Origin of the sequence: Shewanella atlantica (assembly GCF_003966265.1) — a bacterium.
GTDB lineage: Bacteria > Pseudomonadota > Gammaproteobacteria > Enterobacterales > Shewanellaceae > Shewanella > Shewanella atlantica.
In genome coordinates, this window is record NZ_RXNV01000002.1 from 579,396 (window position 1) to 596,214 (window position 16,819).

Annotated in this window: 14 protein-coding genes and 8 tRNA genes; 4 read left to right on the forward strand and 18 right to left on the reverse strand. The window is 43.7% G+C overall.

What is annotated here, in order from left to right; all coding sequences use genetic code 11:
- Positions 1 to 396: 396 nt before the first annotated feature.
- From serS to lrp, 6 genes are all read right to left on the reverse strand, one after another.
- Positions 397 to 1,683, reverse strand: a complete 1,287-nt coding sequence (serS, locus tag EKG39_RS07770; RefSeq protein WP_126505159.1) for a serine--tRNA ligase — start codon at positions 1,681 to 1,683, stop codon at positions 397 to 399.
- Positions 1,684 to 1,701: 18 nt separating this feature from the next.
- Positions 1,702 to 2,076 (reverse strand): fluoride efflux transporter CrcB, encoded by a 375-nt coding sequence (gene crcB / locus EKG39_RS07775; RefSeq protein ID WP_126505160.1) that lies wholly within the window; start codon positions 2,074 to 2,076, stop codon positions 1,702 to 1,704.
- On the reverse strand, positions 2,069 to 3,400 hold the full coding sequence (locus tag EKG39_RS07780; RefSeq protein WP_126505161.1) for a replication-associated recombination protein A: 1,332 nt from the start codon (positions 3,398 to 3,400) through the stop codon (positions 2,069 to 2,071). The genes crcB and EKG39_RS07780 overlap by 8 nt, the downstream gene beginning before the upstream one ends.
- A gap of 9 nt (positions 3,401 to 3,409) precedes the next feature.
- Entirely contained in the window at positions 3,410 to 4,036 is a 627-nt protein-coding gene (lolA, locus tag EKG39_RS07785) for an outer membrane lipoprotein periplasmic chaperone LolA (RefSeq protein ID WP_126505162.1), read from the reverse strand.
- 117 nt (positions 4,037 to 4,153) lie between these two features.
- On the reverse strand, positions 4,154 to 6,667 hold the full coding sequence (locus EKG39_RS07790) for a DNA translocase FtsK (protein ID WP_126505163.1): 2,514 nt from the start codon (positions 6,665 to 6,667) through the stop codon (positions 4,154 to 4,156).
- A 184-nt stretch (positions 6,668 to 6,851) separates the two neighbouring features.
- Complete coding sequence (gene lrp, locus EKG39_RS07795) at positions 6,852 to 7,355, reverse strand: leucine-responsive transcriptional regulator Lrp (RefSeq protein ID WP_126505164.1); 504 nt, start codon at positions 7,353 to 7,355, stop codon at positions 6,852 to 6,854.
- Between the two features lie 180 nt (positions 7,356 to 7,535).
- Between lrp and ald the strand changes: the two genes are divergently transcribed.
- Positions 7,536 to 8,651 carry an alanine dehydrogenase gene (ald, locus tag EKG39_RS07800; RefSeq protein WP_126505165.1) on the forward strand — a complete coding sequence of 372 codons (1,116 nt, stop codon included), beginning with the start codon at positions 7,536 to 7,538 and terminating at the stop codon, positions 8,649 to 8,651.
- A gap of 148 nt (positions 8,652 to 8,799) precedes the next feature.
- A complete protein-coding gene (gene trxB, locus EKG39_RS07805) occupies positions 8,800 to 9,750 on the forward strand; it encodes a thioredoxin-disulfide reductase (RefSeq protein WP_126505166.1) in 951 nt (316 codons plus the stop codon).
- A 329-nt stretch (positions 9,751 to 10,079) separates the two neighbouring features.
- Here the strand turns inward: trxB and rplT are convergent, their stop codons facing one another.
- From rplT to thrS, 4 genes are all read right to left on the reverse strand, one after another.
- Positions 10,080 to 10,439, reverse strand: coding sequence for a 50S ribosomal protein L20 (gene rplT, locus EKG39_RS07810; protein ID WP_076411664.1), 360 nt, complete (start codon positions 10,437 to 10,439; stop codon positions 10,080 to 10,082).
- A gap of 18 nt (positions 10,440 to 10,457) precedes the next feature.
- Complete coding sequence (gene rpmI, locus EKG39_RS07815; protein WP_012142466.1) at positions 10,458 to 10,652, reverse strand: 50S ribosomal protein L35; 195 nt, start codon at positions 10,650 to 10,652, stop codon at positions 10,458 to 10,460.
- A gap of 86 nt (positions 10,653 to 10,738) precedes the next feature.
- Entirely contained in the window at positions 10,739 to 11,281 is a 543-nt protein-coding gene (infC, locus tag EKG39_RS07820) for a translation initiation factor IF-3 (protein ID WP_126505167.1), read from the reverse strand.
- Between the two features lie 3 nt (positions 11,282 to 11,284).
- A complete protein-coding gene (gene thrS, locus EKG39_RS07825; RefSeq protein ID WP_126505168.1) occupies positions 11,285 to 13,213 on the reverse strand; it encodes a threonine--tRNA ligase in 1,929 nt (642 codons plus the stop codon).
- 289 nt (positions 13,214 to 13,502) lie between these two features.
- On the opposite strand from thrS, the gene EKG39_RS07830 reads away from it, so the two are divergent.
- Positions 13,503 to 13,796: a hypothetical protein gene (locus tag EKG39_RS07830; protein ID WP_148103054.1), complete on the forward strand. Its 294-nt coding sequence runs from the start codon at positions 13,503 to 13,505 to the stop codon at positions 13,794 to 13,796.
- Positions 13,797 to 14,828: 1,032 nt separating this feature from the next.
- Positions 14,829 to 15,029 (forward strand): CPXCG motif-containing cysteine-rich protein, encoded by a 201-nt coding sequence (locus EKG39_RS07835; protein WP_012142463.1) that lies wholly within the window; start codon positions 14,829 to 14,831, stop codon positions 15,027 to 15,029.
- A gap of 470 nt (positions 15,030 to 15,499) precedes the next feature.
- On the opposite strand, the gene EKG39_RS07840 is transcribed toward EKG39_RS07835, so the two are convergent.
- The 8 genes from EKG39_RS07840 to EKG39_RS07875 all read right to left on the reverse strand — a co-directional run bounded on the left by EKG39_RS07840 (position 15,500) and on the right by EKG39_RS07875 (position 16,799).
- Positions 15,500 to 15,576, reverse strand: a tRNA-Val gene (locus EKG39_RS07840).
- Positions 15,577 to 15,594: 18 nt separating this feature from the next.
- Positions 15,595 to 15,671 (reverse strand) — tRNA-Met (locus EKG39_RS07845).
- A 103-nt stretch (positions 15,672 to 15,774) separates the two neighbouring features.
- Positions 15,775 to 15,851, reverse strand: a tRNA-Val gene (locus EKG39_RS07850).
- 2 nt (positions 15,852 to 15,853) lie between these two features.
- Positions 15,854 to 15,930 (reverse strand) — tRNA-Met (locus EKG39_RS07855).
- A gap of 331 nt (positions 15,931 to 16,261) precedes the next feature.
- Positions 16,262 to 16,338, reverse strand: a tRNA-Met gene (locus EKG39_RS07860).
- 191 nt (positions 16,339 to 16,529) lie between these two features.
- A tRNA-Val gene (locus EKG39_RS07865) sits at positions 16,530 to 16,606 on the reverse strand.
- 2 nt (positions 16,607 to 16,608) lie between these two features.
- Positions 16,609 to 16,685, reverse strand: a tRNA-Met gene (locus EKG39_RS07870).
- Positions 16,686 to 16,722: 37 nt separating this feature from the next.
- Positions 16,723 to 16,799, reverse strand: a tRNA-Met gene (locus EKG39_RS07875).
- Between the last annotated feature and the right edge of the window lie 20 nt (positions 16,800 to 16,819).

A 16,819-nucleotide genomic window follows, 5' to 3' on the forward strand; every position in this document is an offset into this window, starting at 1 on the left:
TTCGACATCTGTGCTTGTTTCGAAACTACTAAAGCAAAAAAAACCGAGACATCTATTCAGAGGTCTCGGTTTTATCATTCTTGGTGATATAAAACTCAGGTAATGTTGTTTATAACCAGTATTGCAGCTTTCCCGAATGCAGCAAACATAACCGCGCCGAAAACACAGATGATCGCCACATAGGTAAGCCACTGAAAGTAGCGCCTACCATTATCCATTGTGTTTAATCCTTTATTTTAATTATTATTTTAAAGCTGATATTACTCGCTGTTTTTACAAGCTAACGTAAATTGCTATTCATTTAAATTTCTATTACGCACTACTTGTTTTCAACAAAATCATGCTCAATCAAGCTAAGGCACTCATCAAAAATGAGTGCCTCAGTAGATTCAGGCTTTAGCCGATCTTTTCCAAACCGCCCATGTATGGACGTAAAACTTCAGGTACTGTAATACTGCCGTCTTCATTTTGGTAGTTTTCAATTACCGCAACCAGCGTACGCCCTACTGCAAGGCCTGAACCATTCAATGTATGTAACAATGCAGGTTTCTTAGCAGACTTAGCCTTGTAACGTGCTTGCATACGTCGAGCCTGGAAATCTTGCATGTTGCTACAAGACGAGATCTCTCTGTAAGTGTTTTGAGCAGGCAACCAAACCTCAATATCAAAGGTTTTGCTTGCACCGAAGCCCATATCACCGGTACATAGAACAACCGTACGGTAAGGAAGCTCCAGCTTCTGAAGAACCGTTTCAGCATGAGCTGTTAACGCATCAAGCGCAGCCATAGAATCTTCAGGCTTAACCAATTGAACCAGCTCAACCTTGTCAAACTGATGTTGACGGATCAAACCGCGGGTATCGCGACCATAAGATCCCGCTTCACTTCTGAAACAAGGTGTATGAGCAGTCAGCTTAACCGGCAGCTCAGCTTCATCGATGATGGTATCGCGAGCGATATTAGTTAACGGGACTTCAGCCGTTGGGATAAGGCTAAGACCTTGACCCTCTTCAGTTGCAGGCTTGGTATGGAAAAGATCTTCACCAAATTTAGGTAACTGCCCCGTGCCAAGTAAGCTCTCTTCATTCACCAACAGAGGAACATAGGCTTCAGTGTAACCATGTTCTGTAGTGTGAAGATCCAACATAAACTGAGCCAGTGCTCTATTCATGCGGGCAATCTGCCCTTTCATGATAATGAAGCGTGAACCGGTGATCTTAACGGCAGTTTTAAAATCTAACCCACCTAAAACTTCACCGAGTTCGACGTGATCTTTAACTTCAAAGTTAAATTCTTTTGGTGTGCCCCAGCGTCTAACTTCGACATTTTCACTTTCATCGGCACCAGCTGGCACAGATTCGTCGGGTAAGTTAGGAACACTCATAGCAATAGCATTCAGTGTTTCGAGTAGCTCTGATAGCTCTTGTTTTTTGGCATCGAGTTGCGAACCAAGATCGCCAACCTGAGCCATGATAGGTGCAACATCTTCCCCTTTAGCTTTTGCCTGTCCAATGGATTTGGATATCGCATTACGGGAAGCTTGCAGCTCTTCTGTCGCCATCTGTAGCGACTTTCGCTTTTCCTCTAACTTACTTAGACGCTCAACATCTAGAATAAAACCGCGGGTTGCCAGGCGCTCGGCCGTAGCTTCTAATTCTGTACGTAAAAATTTTGGATCTAACATGTTTTATATTCTTAATAGTTAAATGCGAGAAAAAACCAACTGCTGTCCCAAATAGACCATGAATATACATAGACAGAGGTTCAGAGCGATATTAAAAAATGCCTTTAACCAAGCCCCACTCTGAATCAATAACAGAGTCTCGTTGGAAAAAGTTGAAAATGTAGTAAGCGCCCCTAAAAGCCCAACACCAACCAATGCCTTAATTTCAGGACTAACTTGACTGACTTGGCCGAGGGCATAAATTATACCCATCAGAAACGAGCCGATGACATTGACTAACAGTGTACCAAAAGGAAATGCAGAGCCAAATAGCTGAAGCATGAAAATTGAGAGCAGATAACGAAAAACAGCCCCAATTGATCCTCCCAGTGCGACAAATAGAATATTATTCATACCGTTTCATCTCACTGTCTCTGTCGAGTTGCGCTAAATGATCTAATTTAGCTTTTATGCGCTTCTCAAAACCATGTTCCGTTGGGTAATAAAAACGAGATTCAGCCAGACCTTCGGGGAAATAACATTCGCCGCTCGCATAGGAGTTTGGTTCATCATGTGCGTAGCGATAGCCTTCGCCATAGCCAAGATCTTGCATTAACTGTGTGGGCGCATTGCGCAGATGCTCAGGCACGGCTTCTTGTCCGGTTTCGCGGGCTAACTGTCTTGCCGCTTTGAATGCCGTATAGACAGAGTTACTCTTAGGTGCACTGGCCAGGTAAACTATTGCCTGAGCGATAGCTCTTTCACCTTCAGATGGCCCCACGCGATGGAAGCATTCCCACGCGTTGAGTGCAACCGTCATGGCAACCGGATCGGCATTGCCAATATCTTCTGACGCAATGGCCAGGAGTCGACGTGCGATATAGAGAGGATCGCATCCCCCTTCCAACATTCGACAAAACCAGTACAAGGCAGCGTCCGGTGCTGAGCCACGGATGGATTTATGTACCGCTGAGATGAGGTCGTAAAACTGATCGCCATTTTTATCGAAGCCAGCAAGTTGTTGACCGGCAACTTCTATGATCATCTCCTCACTGAAGCTGCCACCATCGGCGAGCATATCACTCATCAATTCAATCAGGTTTAATGCCTTGCGCGCATCACCTTCAGATACATTGGCGAGTTTTAATGCAACATTGTCGGGGATCTGTAACTGACGCTTGCCCAGACCACGTTCCTCGTCTGTCAGCGCCTGTTTAACGATGTGCACTATCTCGTCATTGGTCAACTTCTTGATCAGATAAACACGTGCGCGTGATAACAGGGCATTGTTGATCTCAAATGAGGGGTTCTCAGTCGTCGCACCGATAAAAATAACAGTGCCATCTTCGATAAAGGGAAGAAAGGCATCTTGCTGACTCTTATTGAAACGGTGCACTTCATCGACAAAAAGCAGAGTTCTTTGTCCTCTGGATTCGGCAACATTCTTTGCATGCTCGATGGCAGTGCGGATCTCTTTCACACCCGAAGTCACTGCCGAAATGCGCTCGACGTGAGCATTGGCATAGTTAGCCACTAACTCGGCCAAGGTCGTCTTTCCCGTACCTGGTGGCCCCCAGAACATCATCGAGTGAGCGCGCCCGGCTTCAAGTGCTTTTCGAAGAGGTTTCCCCTCGCCTAAAAGGTGGGATTGACCAATGTACTGAGACAAGGTCTCTGGCCGCATTCGAGCAGCTAACGGCCTGAAATCGGGTGCAAAATCGAAACTGAAACTTGACACTAAATAGCCTTAATTGACGGTATTTAAACGTTGATCATCAATATCAACATCATCAGGAACGGTAAATTTAAACATAGAAAGTTCATCATCAGTGATGGCGGTTTGATCCGACAACATAAATTGACTCACATTCCCCTGCTGATCTTGCAGCACCATCTGAGTTAAGGTGTTTCCCTCGAAACAGACATCGACGGATTCAACACCTGCATCGACACTTTTCGGCGAAATACTAAAACAGCCCTCTTCATTGGTTACTGTGTATTTTGACCAGGTCTCTTCATCACGATGAACTAAAAGGGCAATCGGCGATGCATTGATAGCCTGATTGAGGTCCATAACTGAAACTTCTTCGGCAAATGGGTTATAGATCCAAACATCACTACCATCGGCAACGATTAATGATTCATCTGGCTCAGTAAGATGCCAATAAAATTGATTAGGATAAGCCAGTGCAAATACACCACTCCCTTTCTGGATCTCTTTATTATTGATATCGGTCACTGTCTGGGTAAAATTTGCCTTCAACGTCGAAATTTCGGCAAGTTTTGCTTTTAACATGCCTGATTCACTGGCCTGAACGTAACCCGAGACCAATAATGGCAGGCCGATAGCGAGTATTGATAGGGTTTTTCTCATTGTCATTCCTTAAGACTATTTCTTATCTCCAATATTTTATCTTGATTGGAGATACTCTCTGCATTAACAGCAGATTAAAATGTATTCATGGTTAGTTATTCTGGCTTAAAAGCTAGCCTAAAATACCTTAGGAGGTGGTGGCGCGAGTACCTCACGGTTACCGTTATGTCCTTGAGAGCTCACTACCCCCTGAGCTTCCATCTGCTCAATGATTCTAGCGGCGCGGTTATAACCTATTTTGAATTTACGTTGTACACTGGATATTGAGCCTCTGCGAGTCTCTGTAACGAAAGCAACGGCTTCATCATAAAGCGCATCGGATTCTTCTTCGGCATCGCTGGCTTCTCCGGGTAACAGAACCTGCTCACCCTCAGTGGAACCCTGCAGGATCTCTTCAATATATTGCGGTTTACCCCGACTATGCCAATCGGCCACGACAGCATGAACTTCGTGATCATCGATAAAGGCACCATGAACACGGATCGGCACGCTGGTACCTGGTGGCAAGTAGAGCATATCACCCATCCCCAGTAGGGTTTCGGCACCTTGCTGATCTAAGATAGTACGTGAGTCGATACGACTCGATACCTGGAACGCCATCCTGGTTGGGATGTTGGCCTTAATAAGACCCGTTATCACATCGACCGACGGTCTTTGTGTCGCGAGTATCAGGTGAATTCCTGCAGCACGTGCTTTTTGAGCTATTCGGGCGATGAGTTCTTCTACTTTTTTCCCGACAATCATCATCATGTCGGCAAACTCATCCACCACGACCACAATAGATGGTAGCTTATCGAGTTCGGGGGCTTCAGGCTCCATACTATCTGAAGATTTCCATAAAGGATCTGTGATCGGTTGACCTGATTCTTTCGCCTCTTTTATTTTCGCGTTGTAACCTTTCAGGTTTCGAACGCCAAGGGCCGACATCAGCTTATATCGGCGCTCCATCTCACCGACACACCAACGAAGTGAATTAGCCGCTTCTTTCATATCGGTGACGACTTCACAAAGAAGATGCGGGATCCCTTCATAAACTGAGAGCTCGAGCATCTTAGGATCAATCATAATAAAACGAACGTCATCGGGTCCGGATTTATACAGCAAGCTGGTGATCATCACATTCACACCGACTGACTTACCAGACCCGGTTGTGCCGGCAACGAGCAGGTGAGGCATTTTACCCAAGTCAACAACGACCGGCTCGCCGGCAATATCCTGACCTAACACCATACTCAAATGTGACTTACTCTCTGCGAACGTTTGACTGTCCAACACATCTCGCATAAATACCGTTTCGCGGAACTTATTAGGTAGTTCAATGCCAACGTAGGCCTTGCCAGGGATCACTTCCACAACTCGGACACTTTCAGCCAGTAATGAGCGTGCCAAGTCTTTCGACAGATTCGTTATCTTGGATGCTTTAACACCCGGCGCCAATTCAAGCTCGAATCGAGTTACTACGGGACCGGGGAAAACCCCAACAACCTTAGCGACGATATTAAAATCGGCAAGTTTAACCTCTACCAGTGCCCCAACCTGCTCTAACTCTTCACGGCTTATTGGATTAGCTTTTCTGTTAGGAACATCTAACAGTGAGATGTCTGGCAGTGGAGCCATTGGTGTCTTCGCCTGCTCCAAATCTTGCCCTGGCAGCACCACGATGCCATCAACGATTTTAGCCGATTCAGCAACCTTAGGTTTCACTGGGGCTACTGCGCCGACCGATGTGTGGCTGTCAAAATCAATATCATCGAGTTCAGTTTCCGGAGCTGTGGCAGACGGGGCCAGATGGACCTCATCATCGATAGCATCCTCTTCACTTTCAAGTTGTGGCTCGATACGACTGTTTGCGTTTAGCTGTTCACCGTGATTTAGCTCTTCAAATTGATTCAAGTGAGTATCTAAACGTTCGGAATCAAGCTCTTCATCTTCAAAGTCATCTTCCGATTGATTGCGTTTCTCTTTGAATTTATCGAATACAGACATGAAGCCTTGTGTATCTTCGGTTTCACCAGAGTCACGTTTGAAGCGTTCGGGTAGCGAACGTAGTGAGTTGAATACCCAAATAGCGGAGAACCCCGTTAGATCGACAATCGTTAACCAGCTAATCCCGGTAAGTAACGTAAAGCCAGCCCCAACGAAACAAAGTAACAGTAGAGTGGTGCCTAGTTTATTAAAATAGGGCAACATGGCATCGCGGATCACATCTCCGGCGACGCCTCCGGCTGAGAATTCATAGATATCATTAGCATTCATACTAGCCAGGGCGGCTAAACTGAACACTATGAGCAGAAACCCTATAAGCCTTAAACCTACCGAGAAGTAATCAATTTCGAGTAACTTATGGGTACGCTTAAACAGCAACCAGCCTGTCAACGCCATAATTATAGGAATAAGGTACGCGGTGTAACCGTAGAAATAGAACAACACATCGGCTGTCCAAGCACCCACAGCTCCGGTCACATTTTGAATTTCACCTTCGAAATGAGACTGACTCCAACCCGGATCGGACGAGTGAAAACTACTGAGGGCAAGAAGAACATAAGTTGCTAGCATGCAACAAAAAATGAGGCCCCCCTCCAGAAGACGCTGCACTCCGCTTAGCGTTTTAATACTATTTCCCTTAGACAAATGAAAACCCACGAAAAAGAATAAGACAGGTCGTTCTAAGATATCAAAAATATCGTCCTTTTGCAGCGATTTAAGCTGCACAATCTCATTATCTATGGTTTATTTAATGTAAATGATGAATTTATAAACAGGATAAAAAAAGGAGCCATAGTTGGCTCCTTTTTTGGTGTTACGGACTTAGAAATTAAGATTCAGCGGTAACATTTATTGCAACTTTACTCGTCTGCTTTACCTCTTCCATCACAACATATGTGCGAGTGTCAGAAACAGAAGGCAGTCTAAGTAAAGTCTCACCTAATAAGCGGCGGTACGCAGACATGTCTGATACACGCGTTTTCAAAAGATAGTCAAAATCGCCGGATACCAGGTGACACTCTTGAATGTCATCGAGTAATTGAACTGCACGATTAAATTTATCAAACACTTCCGAACTATCACGATTAAGCGTAATTTCAACAAATACAAGCAAGGATGCACCCAAAAAATGGGGATTAACTAGTGCCGTATATCCATTAATATACCCTTGTTTTTCAAGTCTTTTAACTCTCTCTAAACAAGGGGTAGGACTTAAGCCTACACGTTTTGAAAGCTCAACATTGGAAATGCGACCGTCAATTTGTAACTCATTAAGTATGTTTCGATCTATCCGATCTAAGTCTTTTATAGGACTCTTTTTATTATTAACCATATTTTTAACCTTGCTTTATTACTAAAACAACATTTATCACTACGTATGTCAAAACTTCAGCAGCATAAACTGCCGAACTGATACTATACTAGATTTCCCTGAGACAAGCACGTTCAGGACACGACAAAATAACAATTACACCCATAAAAAATGGGTTTTTATGCAATTTGAGGCTCGAAGATGATAATTGGTGTACCTAAAGAAATCAAAAACCACGAGTATCGTGTTGGAATGGTCCCTTCAAGTGTACGTGAATTGACAAATAAAGGTCATACGGTCTTTATTGAAGCAAACGCAGGTACTGGGATTGGTTTTACAGATCAAGACTATATCGATGTTGGCGCATCAATTTTAGCTACCGCAGCAGAAGTATTTGCTACAGCGGAAATGATTGTAAAAGTCAAAGAGCCACAGGCTGTTGAGCGTGCTATGTTACGCGAAGATCAACTCCTGTTTACCTATTTGCATCTTGCTCCGGATCTTCCACAAACTGAAGATTTAGTCAAAAGTGGATCAGTTTGTATCGCTTACGAAACTGTGACCGATGACCGTGGCGCCCTTCCCCTTCTTGCACCAATGTCTGAAGTTGCCGGCAGAATGTCTATTCAGGCAGGTGCCATGGCGCTTGAGAAAAACATGGGTGGCCGTGGTATGTTACTGGGCGGCGTGCCGGGTGTTGAGCCAGCCAAGGTAGTTATCATTGGTGGTGGCATGGTTGGTACTAATGCTGCGCAAATGGCTGTTGGTCTTGGTGCAGATGTAGTTATTCTTGACCGTAGCATTGAGACTTTAAGACGTCTGAATGTTCAATTCGATAATAGAGTAAAGGCTATCTACTCAACGGCTGATGCCATTGAAAAGCATGTTCTTGAAGCCGATTTGGTAATTGGTGGTGTACTGGTTCCGGGTGCAGCAGCCCCTAAACTTGTCACTAAAGATCATATCAAACGCATGAAGCCAGGTTCGGCAATCGTTGATGTTGCCATTGACCAAGGTGGTTGTATCGAGACATCTCATGCTACTACTCACCAGGATCCTACCTATATCGTCGATGACGTGGTTCATTATTGTGTTGCCAACATGCCTGGCGCCGTTGCTCGTACGTCAACGTTCGCACTAAACAATGCAACCCTGCCTTATATCATTAAGCTTGCCGAGCTTGGTTATAGAAAAGCACTGTTACAGGACAAGCACTTGCTTAATGGCCTTAACGTCATGCACGGAAAGATCACCTGTAGTGAAGTTGCCGAAGCGCTTAACATGGAATTTGTCGACCCGGCAATCTTACTTAACTAATACAAGAACTAATTCAAGTTTTAGTTAAAACAATCAAAGGGAGCCTTAGGCTCCCTTTTTTCGATTAGAACAATCTAAAAGATTGCCTTTACCCGATGCATTAAATTACCTACAATCGCTGCAATTCGCTAAAGGTACGGAGATAAGAATGAGTCAAGCTAGACACTGTGAACTACTAATATTAGGTTCAGGCCCTGCAGGCTATACAGCCGCAGTTTATGCCGCTCGCGCAAACCTAAAACCTGTATTAGTGACAGGTTTACAACAAGGTGGTCAGTTAACTACCACTACCGAAGTTGAGAACTGGCCTGGAGACGCTGACGATCTGACTGGTCCGGCGTTGATGGAACGCATGCAAAAACATGCAGAGAAGTTTGAGACTGAAATTATTTTCGATCATATCAATGAAGTTGACCTTAAGGTTCGCCCTTTCAAGTTGAAAGGCGACAATGGTGACTTTACCTGTGATTCACTAATTATCTCAACGGGCGCCTCAGCCATGTATCTTGGCCTGGAATCTGAAGAAGCATTCAAAGGCAAAGGCGTATCAGCCTGCGCAACTTGTGATGGTTTTTTCTACCGTAACCAGAAAGTTGCCGTTATTGGTGGCGGTAACACCGCCGTCGAAGAAGCATTATACCTGAGCAACATCGCTTCTGAAGTCCACTTGATCCACCGTCGCGACGCTTTTAGAAGCGAAAAAATCCTAACCAAGCGTCTTATGGATAAGGTAGAGAACGGTAACATTATCCTTCACTTAGACAACACATTAGATGAAGTTGTCGGTGACCAGATGGGTGTTACAGGTCTTAAGATGAAGAGCACTAAAGACGGTTCAATTACTGATCTTGAAGTGATGGGTGTATTCGTTGCTATCGGCCATAAACCAAACACTCAGATGTTTGAGGGTCAGTTAGAGATGAACAACGGCTATATCAAGGTTCAAAGTGGCCTCGATGGCAATGCGACTCAAGCAAGTATAGAAGGCGTGTTTGCTGCTGGTGACGTAATGGATCAACATTACCGCCAGGCCATCACATCAGCTGGTACCGGCTGTATGGCGGCTCTCGATGCTGAGCGTTACTTAGACTCGAAGTAATAGCCAGAGTGGAATTAAAAATTAAAATAGTAGGCATTTGCCTACTATTTTTTTGTCTGTATTTTTCACCGATACTCAGAAAATTAAGATCAAAATGCTATTTGCAAATAGACATAAGTGTTCCAAGCACAAAGTCTATTTGGTTCCATCCGTGGCAAATAGACATAAGTGTTCCAGACACAAAGTCTATTTGGTTCCATCCGTGGCAAATAGGCATAAGTGCTCCAGACACAAAGTCTATTTGGTTCCATCCGTGGCAAATAGACATAAGTGTTCCAGACACAAAAAAGGGACCCGAAGGTCCCTTTTTAAATAGATGTACTAACTAATTACTTAGCTAATGCTTCTTTTGCTTTCTCAACTAAAGTTGTAAATACAACTTTATCGAAAACAGCGATGTCAGCTAGGATCTTACGATCGATTTCAATAGAGGCTTTTTTCAAACCATTAATGAAACGGCTGTAAGACAGACCATTTTGACGAGCTGCCGCATTGATACGTGCAATCCAAAGTTGACGGAATTGACGTTTCTTCTGACGACGGTCACGGTAAGCATATTGACCAGCTTTAGTTACAGCTTGAACTGCAACGCGGTAAGTACGTGAGCGAGCTCCGTAATAACCTTTGGCTAATTTAAGTACTTTCTTGTGACGAGCACGAGCGGTTACACCACGCTTAACTCTAGGCATTGTTCATTGCTCCTTTAATTAAGCGTATGGTAGTTGACGTGCGATTGCTGGCACATCAGACTTAGCTACTTGACATTTTGCACGTAAGTGACGTTTACGCTTAGTGCTCTTCTTGGTCAAAATGTGACGTAAATGGGCTTGCTTACGCTTGAAACCATTGGCGGTTTTCTTAAAACGCTTCGCTACACCCTTGTCTGTTTTCATTTTAGGCATTGCTAAAACTCCGCATTGGGATATTAATAAAACGCAAGGCGAGCAGAGACCTTAACAGACCCCTGCTACTTTTAATTTTGGCCTTACTATTTCTTTTTCGGCGCGAGGACCATCACAGCTTGACGACCTTCCATTTTCGGGAAAGACTCAACTACTGCTATCTCAGCCAAATCATCTTTAATACGATTCAAAAGATTCATACCAAGACTTTGGTGAGCCATTTCGCGACCACGAAAACGCAGCGTTACTTTCGCTTTGTCACCGTCATCTAGAAAACGATTCAGGTTGCGTAGTTTTACCTGATAATCGTTTTCATCAGTACCGGGACGGAATTTAACTTCCTTCACCTGTATCTGTTTCTGCTTCTTCTTTTGTTCTTTTTGAGCTTTCGCTTTATCAAAAAGGAACTTTCCGTAGTCCATTATACGGCATACAGGCGGCTCAGCGTTAGGGCTAATTTCAACCAGGTCTACACCGGCCTCATCAGCTAACTCTTGTGCTTCCCTAATGGTTAAGACTCCAAGAGCCTCACCTTCTAAACCGTTCAGACGTACTTCTGAAACGCCAGTGATGAGTTCGTTTATTCTATTCGGGGCCGCCTGGCGCCCTGCTGTTTTCTTGATCTTTATGACCTAATCCTCCAACAAATTGAGACTACGGAGCGAAATTTGTTCATTGAGCTTAGCGGCGAAATCTTCTATTCGCATCTTGCCTAAGTCAACACCATCTCTGGTTCGCACCGCAACTTCCTTATTATCCATTTCTTGATCGCCGACGACCAATAAATAAGGAACACGCCTTAAGGTGTGCTCGCGTATTTTAAAGCCTATCTTCTCATTCCTCAAGTCTTTAGATGCACGAATTCCGTTTTCTTTGAAGATATTTACTACTTCATCGACATAATCGGACTGTTTATCGGTGATATTCATCACCACGACTTGCATTGGGGCTAACCAAGTAGGGAATTTACCCGCATACTCTTCAATAAGAATACCCAGGAAACGCTCTAATGAGCCTAAAATAGCTCGGTGGATCATTACTGGCGTTTGACGGCTGTTATCTTCGGCAACATAAGTTGCACCAAGACGACCCGGCAAAGCGTAATCCAGCTGAACCGTACCACACTGCCATGCTCGATCCAGACAATCATGCAGAGTAAATTCGATTTTAGGACCGTAGAAAGCACCTTCGCCCGGTAAGATCTCAAATTCGATATCATTAGCATTAAGGGCTTGTTTAAGGGCTTCTTCTGCTCTGTCCCACATATCGTCATCACCGATACGCTTTTCAGGGCGTGTCGACAATTTAACTACGATATCTTTGAAGCCAAATGTTTCATAGGTGTCATATACCATCTTGATACAGGCACTGACTTCCTGTTGCACTTGATCTTCGGTACAGAAAACATGTGCATCATCTTGAGTAAAGCCACGAACGCGCATCAAACCGTGTAGTGAACCCGATGGTTCGTTACGGTGACAACAGCCAAACTCAGCCATACGAAGCGGTAGATCACGGTATGATTTAAGACCTTGGTTAAAGATCTGTACATGACCCGGACAGTTCATCGGCTTCACAGCGTATTCACGATTTTCAGAATTCGTGGTGAACATAGCTTCCGAGTACTTATCCCAGTGACCCGAACGTTCCCAAAGTACTCTGTCCATCATTAGCGGACCTTTTACTTCCTGATAAGTATATTGGCCAAGCTTTTGACGAATAAACTTCTCAAGCTCAAGGAACAAGCTCCAGCCATCGTTATGCCAGAACACCATGCCAGGTGCTTCTTCCTGCATATGATAAAGATCAAGCTGCTTACCAATCTTGCGATGGTCACGCTTAGCCGCTTCTTCCAGACGATTGAGGTGTACTTTAAGTGCTTTTTTGTCTGCCCAGGCAGTACCATAAACACGTTGCAACATCTTGTTGTCTGAGTTACCGCGCCAGTATGCACCAGCCACACTCATCAGTTTGAAATTTTGACAGAACTTCATGTTTGGTACATGAGGGCCACGGCACATATCAACATATTCTTCATGATGATATAACGCTGGCTCGTCGTCTTTACTGATGTTTTCATCCAAGATTTCCATCTTGTATGTTTCGCCGCGAGCTTCAAATGTATCGCGAGCCACCTGCCAACTACCTACACGCTTCTCAACTTTGTAGTTTGTCTTTGCAAGTTGGGTCATACGCTTTTGAAGCGCATCGATATCTTCCTGAGTTAGCTTGTGGTCAAGATCGATATCATAGTAAAAACCATTATCGATAACCGGACCGATAGCCATCTTAGCTTCAGGCCATAATTGCTTGAATGCATGACCGAGCAGATGCGCACAAGAATGACGAAGGATCTCTACACCCTCTTCATCTTTAGCGGTAATAATTGAAAGCTCTGAATCGGTATCGATGATATCGCAAGCATCTTTAAGCTCACCATTAACTCGACCGGCGATACATGCTTTAGCAAGACCGGGACCGATATCGGCAGCAACATCTAAAGTAGAAACAGGGTTGGCAAACTCACGTTTGCTTCCATCAGGAAGTGTAATAACAGGCATGAAATTTCCTTATCCAGTGGTGACCCCCACGTAGGGCCACTTGCTAATTAAATAATAAAAAGAAAAGTACCAATGGGGTAAGCCATTACAAGAGTCTTAATCACCTTAGGCACAAGAGCGTAATTCTACGAGATTTAGTCCTTATTGCGCAAGCAAAACAGCTCGATTCAGTCACCCAAAATGTGTTTATGCTCATAAATATAATGTCACTATATTAAAACGTTAATGTCATCAATCTTTCACCTGCATATTTTAGTGTAATCGCATCTTTATACGGAGGAGAAATAAGATGATTAATTTATTGATTTTGACTGGTGCTCTACTAAATTCGACACCAATTGCAGTACAAAATCCAGTACAAAACACACCCAATGATTTAATGAGCAAATTTAATTCAGAACCCAACATTACCTTAGTAGATCACTGGAGCGTAGATGAAAACTTCAGTTATTCAATCAGTTCATTAACCAAGGAGATAGAGCGAGAGTTACAGAATCAATTGGCGCAGATATTCAACGCTGAAATGAATCCGGAGACGAGTAAGAGTCCGCTGGATGAGATTGCTATTTCAAACAACTATTAATGGTTCAACACCTGCTCAAGTTTTGTATCTGAATGATCAACCTAGTAGATGAGCAGCTTAAATTGTTGTAGATGATGACGAACAATCAGCTTCCCTTTCAAATGGGAGATATCCGAAATTTACGAACGCTGGTTTTACATCAACTGTAACTGTCCAGATGCTAATCCCCCTCACCCTTTCTTTTTATTTGCATTGTACAGTGCCAGATTTCATGACAGCTTGACAGGACTGTTAATCGGAGAGTCCTTTTTCCGTTCAAAAAAACTCATCTCATCTTCTATCTTTACACGTAACACAAGTCCTTCCCTTGCCTGACCCTATAAATAGACTGGTAAATATAATGTGTTGAAATTTGATAGCCACTTTAAACCTTTGGCATCCGGTTATGATATTCCCCTTAGGTAGGGCAGTTAAAATTGAGCTTGATGAGCCAAGCTTTATACCAATTGCATTAAGTACCTGACCATTCAGCGAGAATTCAAAGCTCTTTAGGCAAGGGCTATATTTGCTCCTGCAATATAGACATACGCCACATCCATGTGGCTATAAGATGATTGAAGCTAATAGTTATTCTCGACTCTGGCATCCTGCTTCGCCCTACCTCCTAAATCCATTTAGTCGTATATCGAAAGCATCCAGTGCAGCATAAAGAGCTTTACCCTTTGCTTTAAACATCAGTCGCACTACGTGAGTCCCTCAGGCTTCCCACTTCTGCTTTGCATTGACTTAAAAGGCCGAGTTCTACAACCAAGAGCAGCATTTCCTCATCAATGCGCCTTGAATTGAAAATCCTGAGGGGCTCTGAATTGGTTAATTATTTAATGCAATTGGTATTAGACCCCATGGGCTATACTTAATTACAAACAAAATTTGTTTCAGAGTAAGCATAATTACTATATCTGTATAGCAGTATCAATCGGCACAGGGAAAACTAACAGCAAAATAGCCAGACAAGTTCAATGCCTTTCAGTTATCAGGATATTTGTTGTTATACAGGTTTATCTGGAACGAAGATTGAACAGGAGGTTTAGGATGAGGTATGCCACCCAAACGATTAGTTGTCCTCATTGTGGACACCATCAACATATAGACGTCGATGGTACCAGTGGTGATCAAGATTATTACGATGACTGTAGGATCTGTTGTAATCCCATCCACCTGAGAATTCATATCGATGAGGCGCGACACAAGATTGAGTTATTTATCGACTCAGGTGATGAGCAAATCTATTAACTGCCAGCTAATTCCTTGATATGGCAGCCTGAATGACATTGAGGCTTGCTGCGGTTCGCTGGATTTCGGACATAAAAAAACCAGCTTTCGCTGGCTAGGTATCTCTACTATTTATATAGAAGAAATGGTACAACCGAGTGGATTCGAACCACCGACCCCTACCGCCGCCGTTATTAAGAGAGGTAGTGCTCTCACCGACACAGGAAAACGTTACTTCTCGGTTTTACATTAATAAAATTCAGATACAAAAAAACCAGCTTTCGCTGGCTAGGTATCTCTACTATCTATATAGAAGAAATGGTACAAACGAGTGGATTCGAACCCCGCCCCCTACCGCTGCCGTAATTAAGAGAGGTAGTGCTCTCACCGACACAGGAAAACGTTACTTATCGGTTTTACATTAATAAAATTCAGATACAAAAAAACCAGCTTTCGCTGGCTAGGTATCTCTACTATCTATATAGAAGAAATGGTACAACCGAGTGGATTCGAACCACCGACCCCTACCATGTCAAGGTAGTGCTCTAACCAACTGAGCTACGGTTGTATTACTCTTTTTAAAGAGTGGTTGCGGGAGCTGGATTTGAACCAACGACCTTCGGGTTATGAGCCCGACGAGCTACCAAACTGCTCCATCCCGCGTCCGTATAACGCTTAAGTGATAACATTTTAATTCAGTCATCAAGAATTTGTTGCGAGAGCTGCTTTACTACTAATAACTGTTTTTATTCTGTTATAAAAGAAATGGTACAACCGAGTGGATTCGAACCACCGACCCCTACCATGTCAAGGTAGTGCTCTAACCAACTGAGCTACGGTTGTATTGGTTGCGGGAGCCGGATTTGAACCAACGACCTTCGGGTTATGAGCCCGACGAGCTACCAAACTGCTCCATCCCGCGACATATTAATTGATGTTTCGATTCTTCAATAAAAGAATTGGTTGCGGGAGCCGGATTACTTTTATAAAAGCAGGGCAACGACCTTCGCCTTGTTCTTATAAAGAGTTGAGTCCGAGTAGCTTTTACACTGCTCCATCCCGCGTCCGTATAACGCTTAAATGATAACATTTTAATTCAGTCATCAAGAACTTGTTGCGAGAGCTGGATTACTTTTATAAAAGCATGGCAACGACTTTCGCCTTGTTCTTATAAAGAGTTGAGTCCGAGTAGCTTTTACACTGCTCCATCTCGCGACATATTAATTGATGTTTCGATTCTTCAATAAAAGAATTGGTTGCGGGAGCCGGATTTGAACCAACGACCTTCGGGTTATGAGCCCGACGAGCTACCAAACTGCTCCATCCCGCGACATATTAATTGATATTTAGATTCTTCAATAAAAGAATTGGTTGCGATAGCCGGATTACTTTTATAAAAGCAGGGCAACGACCTTCGCCTTGTTCTTATAAAGAGTTGAGTCCGAGTAGCTTTTACACTGCTCCATCTCGCTTCCGTATAACGCTTTAGTAATAACTGTTTTTATTCTGTTATTAAAGAAATGGTACAACCGAGTGGATTCGAACCACCGACCCCTACCATGTCAAGGTAGTGCTCTAACCAACTGAGCTACGGTTGTATTGGTTGCGGGAGCCGGATTTGAACCAACGACCTTCGGGTTATGAGCCCGACGAGCTACCAAACTGCTCCATCCCGCGACATATAATTGATGTTTCGATTCTTCAATAAAAGAATTGGTTGCGGGAGCCGGATTTGAACCAACGACCTTCGGGTTATGAGCCCGACGAGCTACCAAACTGCTCCATCCCGCGACATATAATTGATGTTTCGA

Coding starts and splice junctions, on each gene's coding strand:
- thrS (WP_126505168.1), bottom strand. CDS start 13,213: ATGCCTGTTATTACACTTCCTGATGGAAGCAAACGTGAGTTTGCCAAC.
- lrp (WP_126505164.1), bottom strand. CDS start 7,355: ATGGTTAATAATAAAAAGAGTCCTATAAAAGACTTAGATCGGATAGAT.
- lolA (WP_126505162.1), bottom strand. CDS start 4,036: ATGAGAAAAACCCTATCAATACTCGCTATCGGCCTGCCATTATTGGTC.
- EKG39_RS07830 (WP_148103054.1), top strand. CDS start 13,503: ATGATTAATTTATTGATTTTGACTGGTGCTCTACTAAATTCGACACCA.
- serS (WP_126505159.1), bottom strand. CDS start 1,683: ATGTTAGATCCAAAATTTTTACGTACAGAATTAGAAGCTACGGCCGAG.
- rplT (WP_076411664.1), bottom strand. CDS start 10,439: ATGCCTAGAGTTAAGCGTGGTGTAACCGCTCGTGCTCGTCACAAGAAA.
- crcB (WP_126505160.1), bottom strand. CDS start 2,076: ATGAATAATATTCTATTTGTCGCACTGGGAGGATCAATTGGGGCTGTT.
- trxB (WP_126505166.1), top strand. CDS start 8,800: ATGAGTCAAGCTAGACACTGTGAACTACTAATATTAGGTTCAGGCCCT.
- ald (WP_126505165.1), top strand. CDS start 7,536: ATGATAATTGGTGTACCTAAAGAAATCAAAAACCACGAGTATCGTGTT.
- rpmI (WP_012142466.1), bottom strand. CDS start 10,652: ATGCCTAAAATGAAAACAGACAAGGGTGTAGCGAAGCGTTTTAAGAAA.
- EKG39_RS07835 (WP_012142463.1), top strand. CDS start 14,829: ATGAGGTATGCCACCCAAACGATTAGTTGTCCTCATTGTGGACACCAT.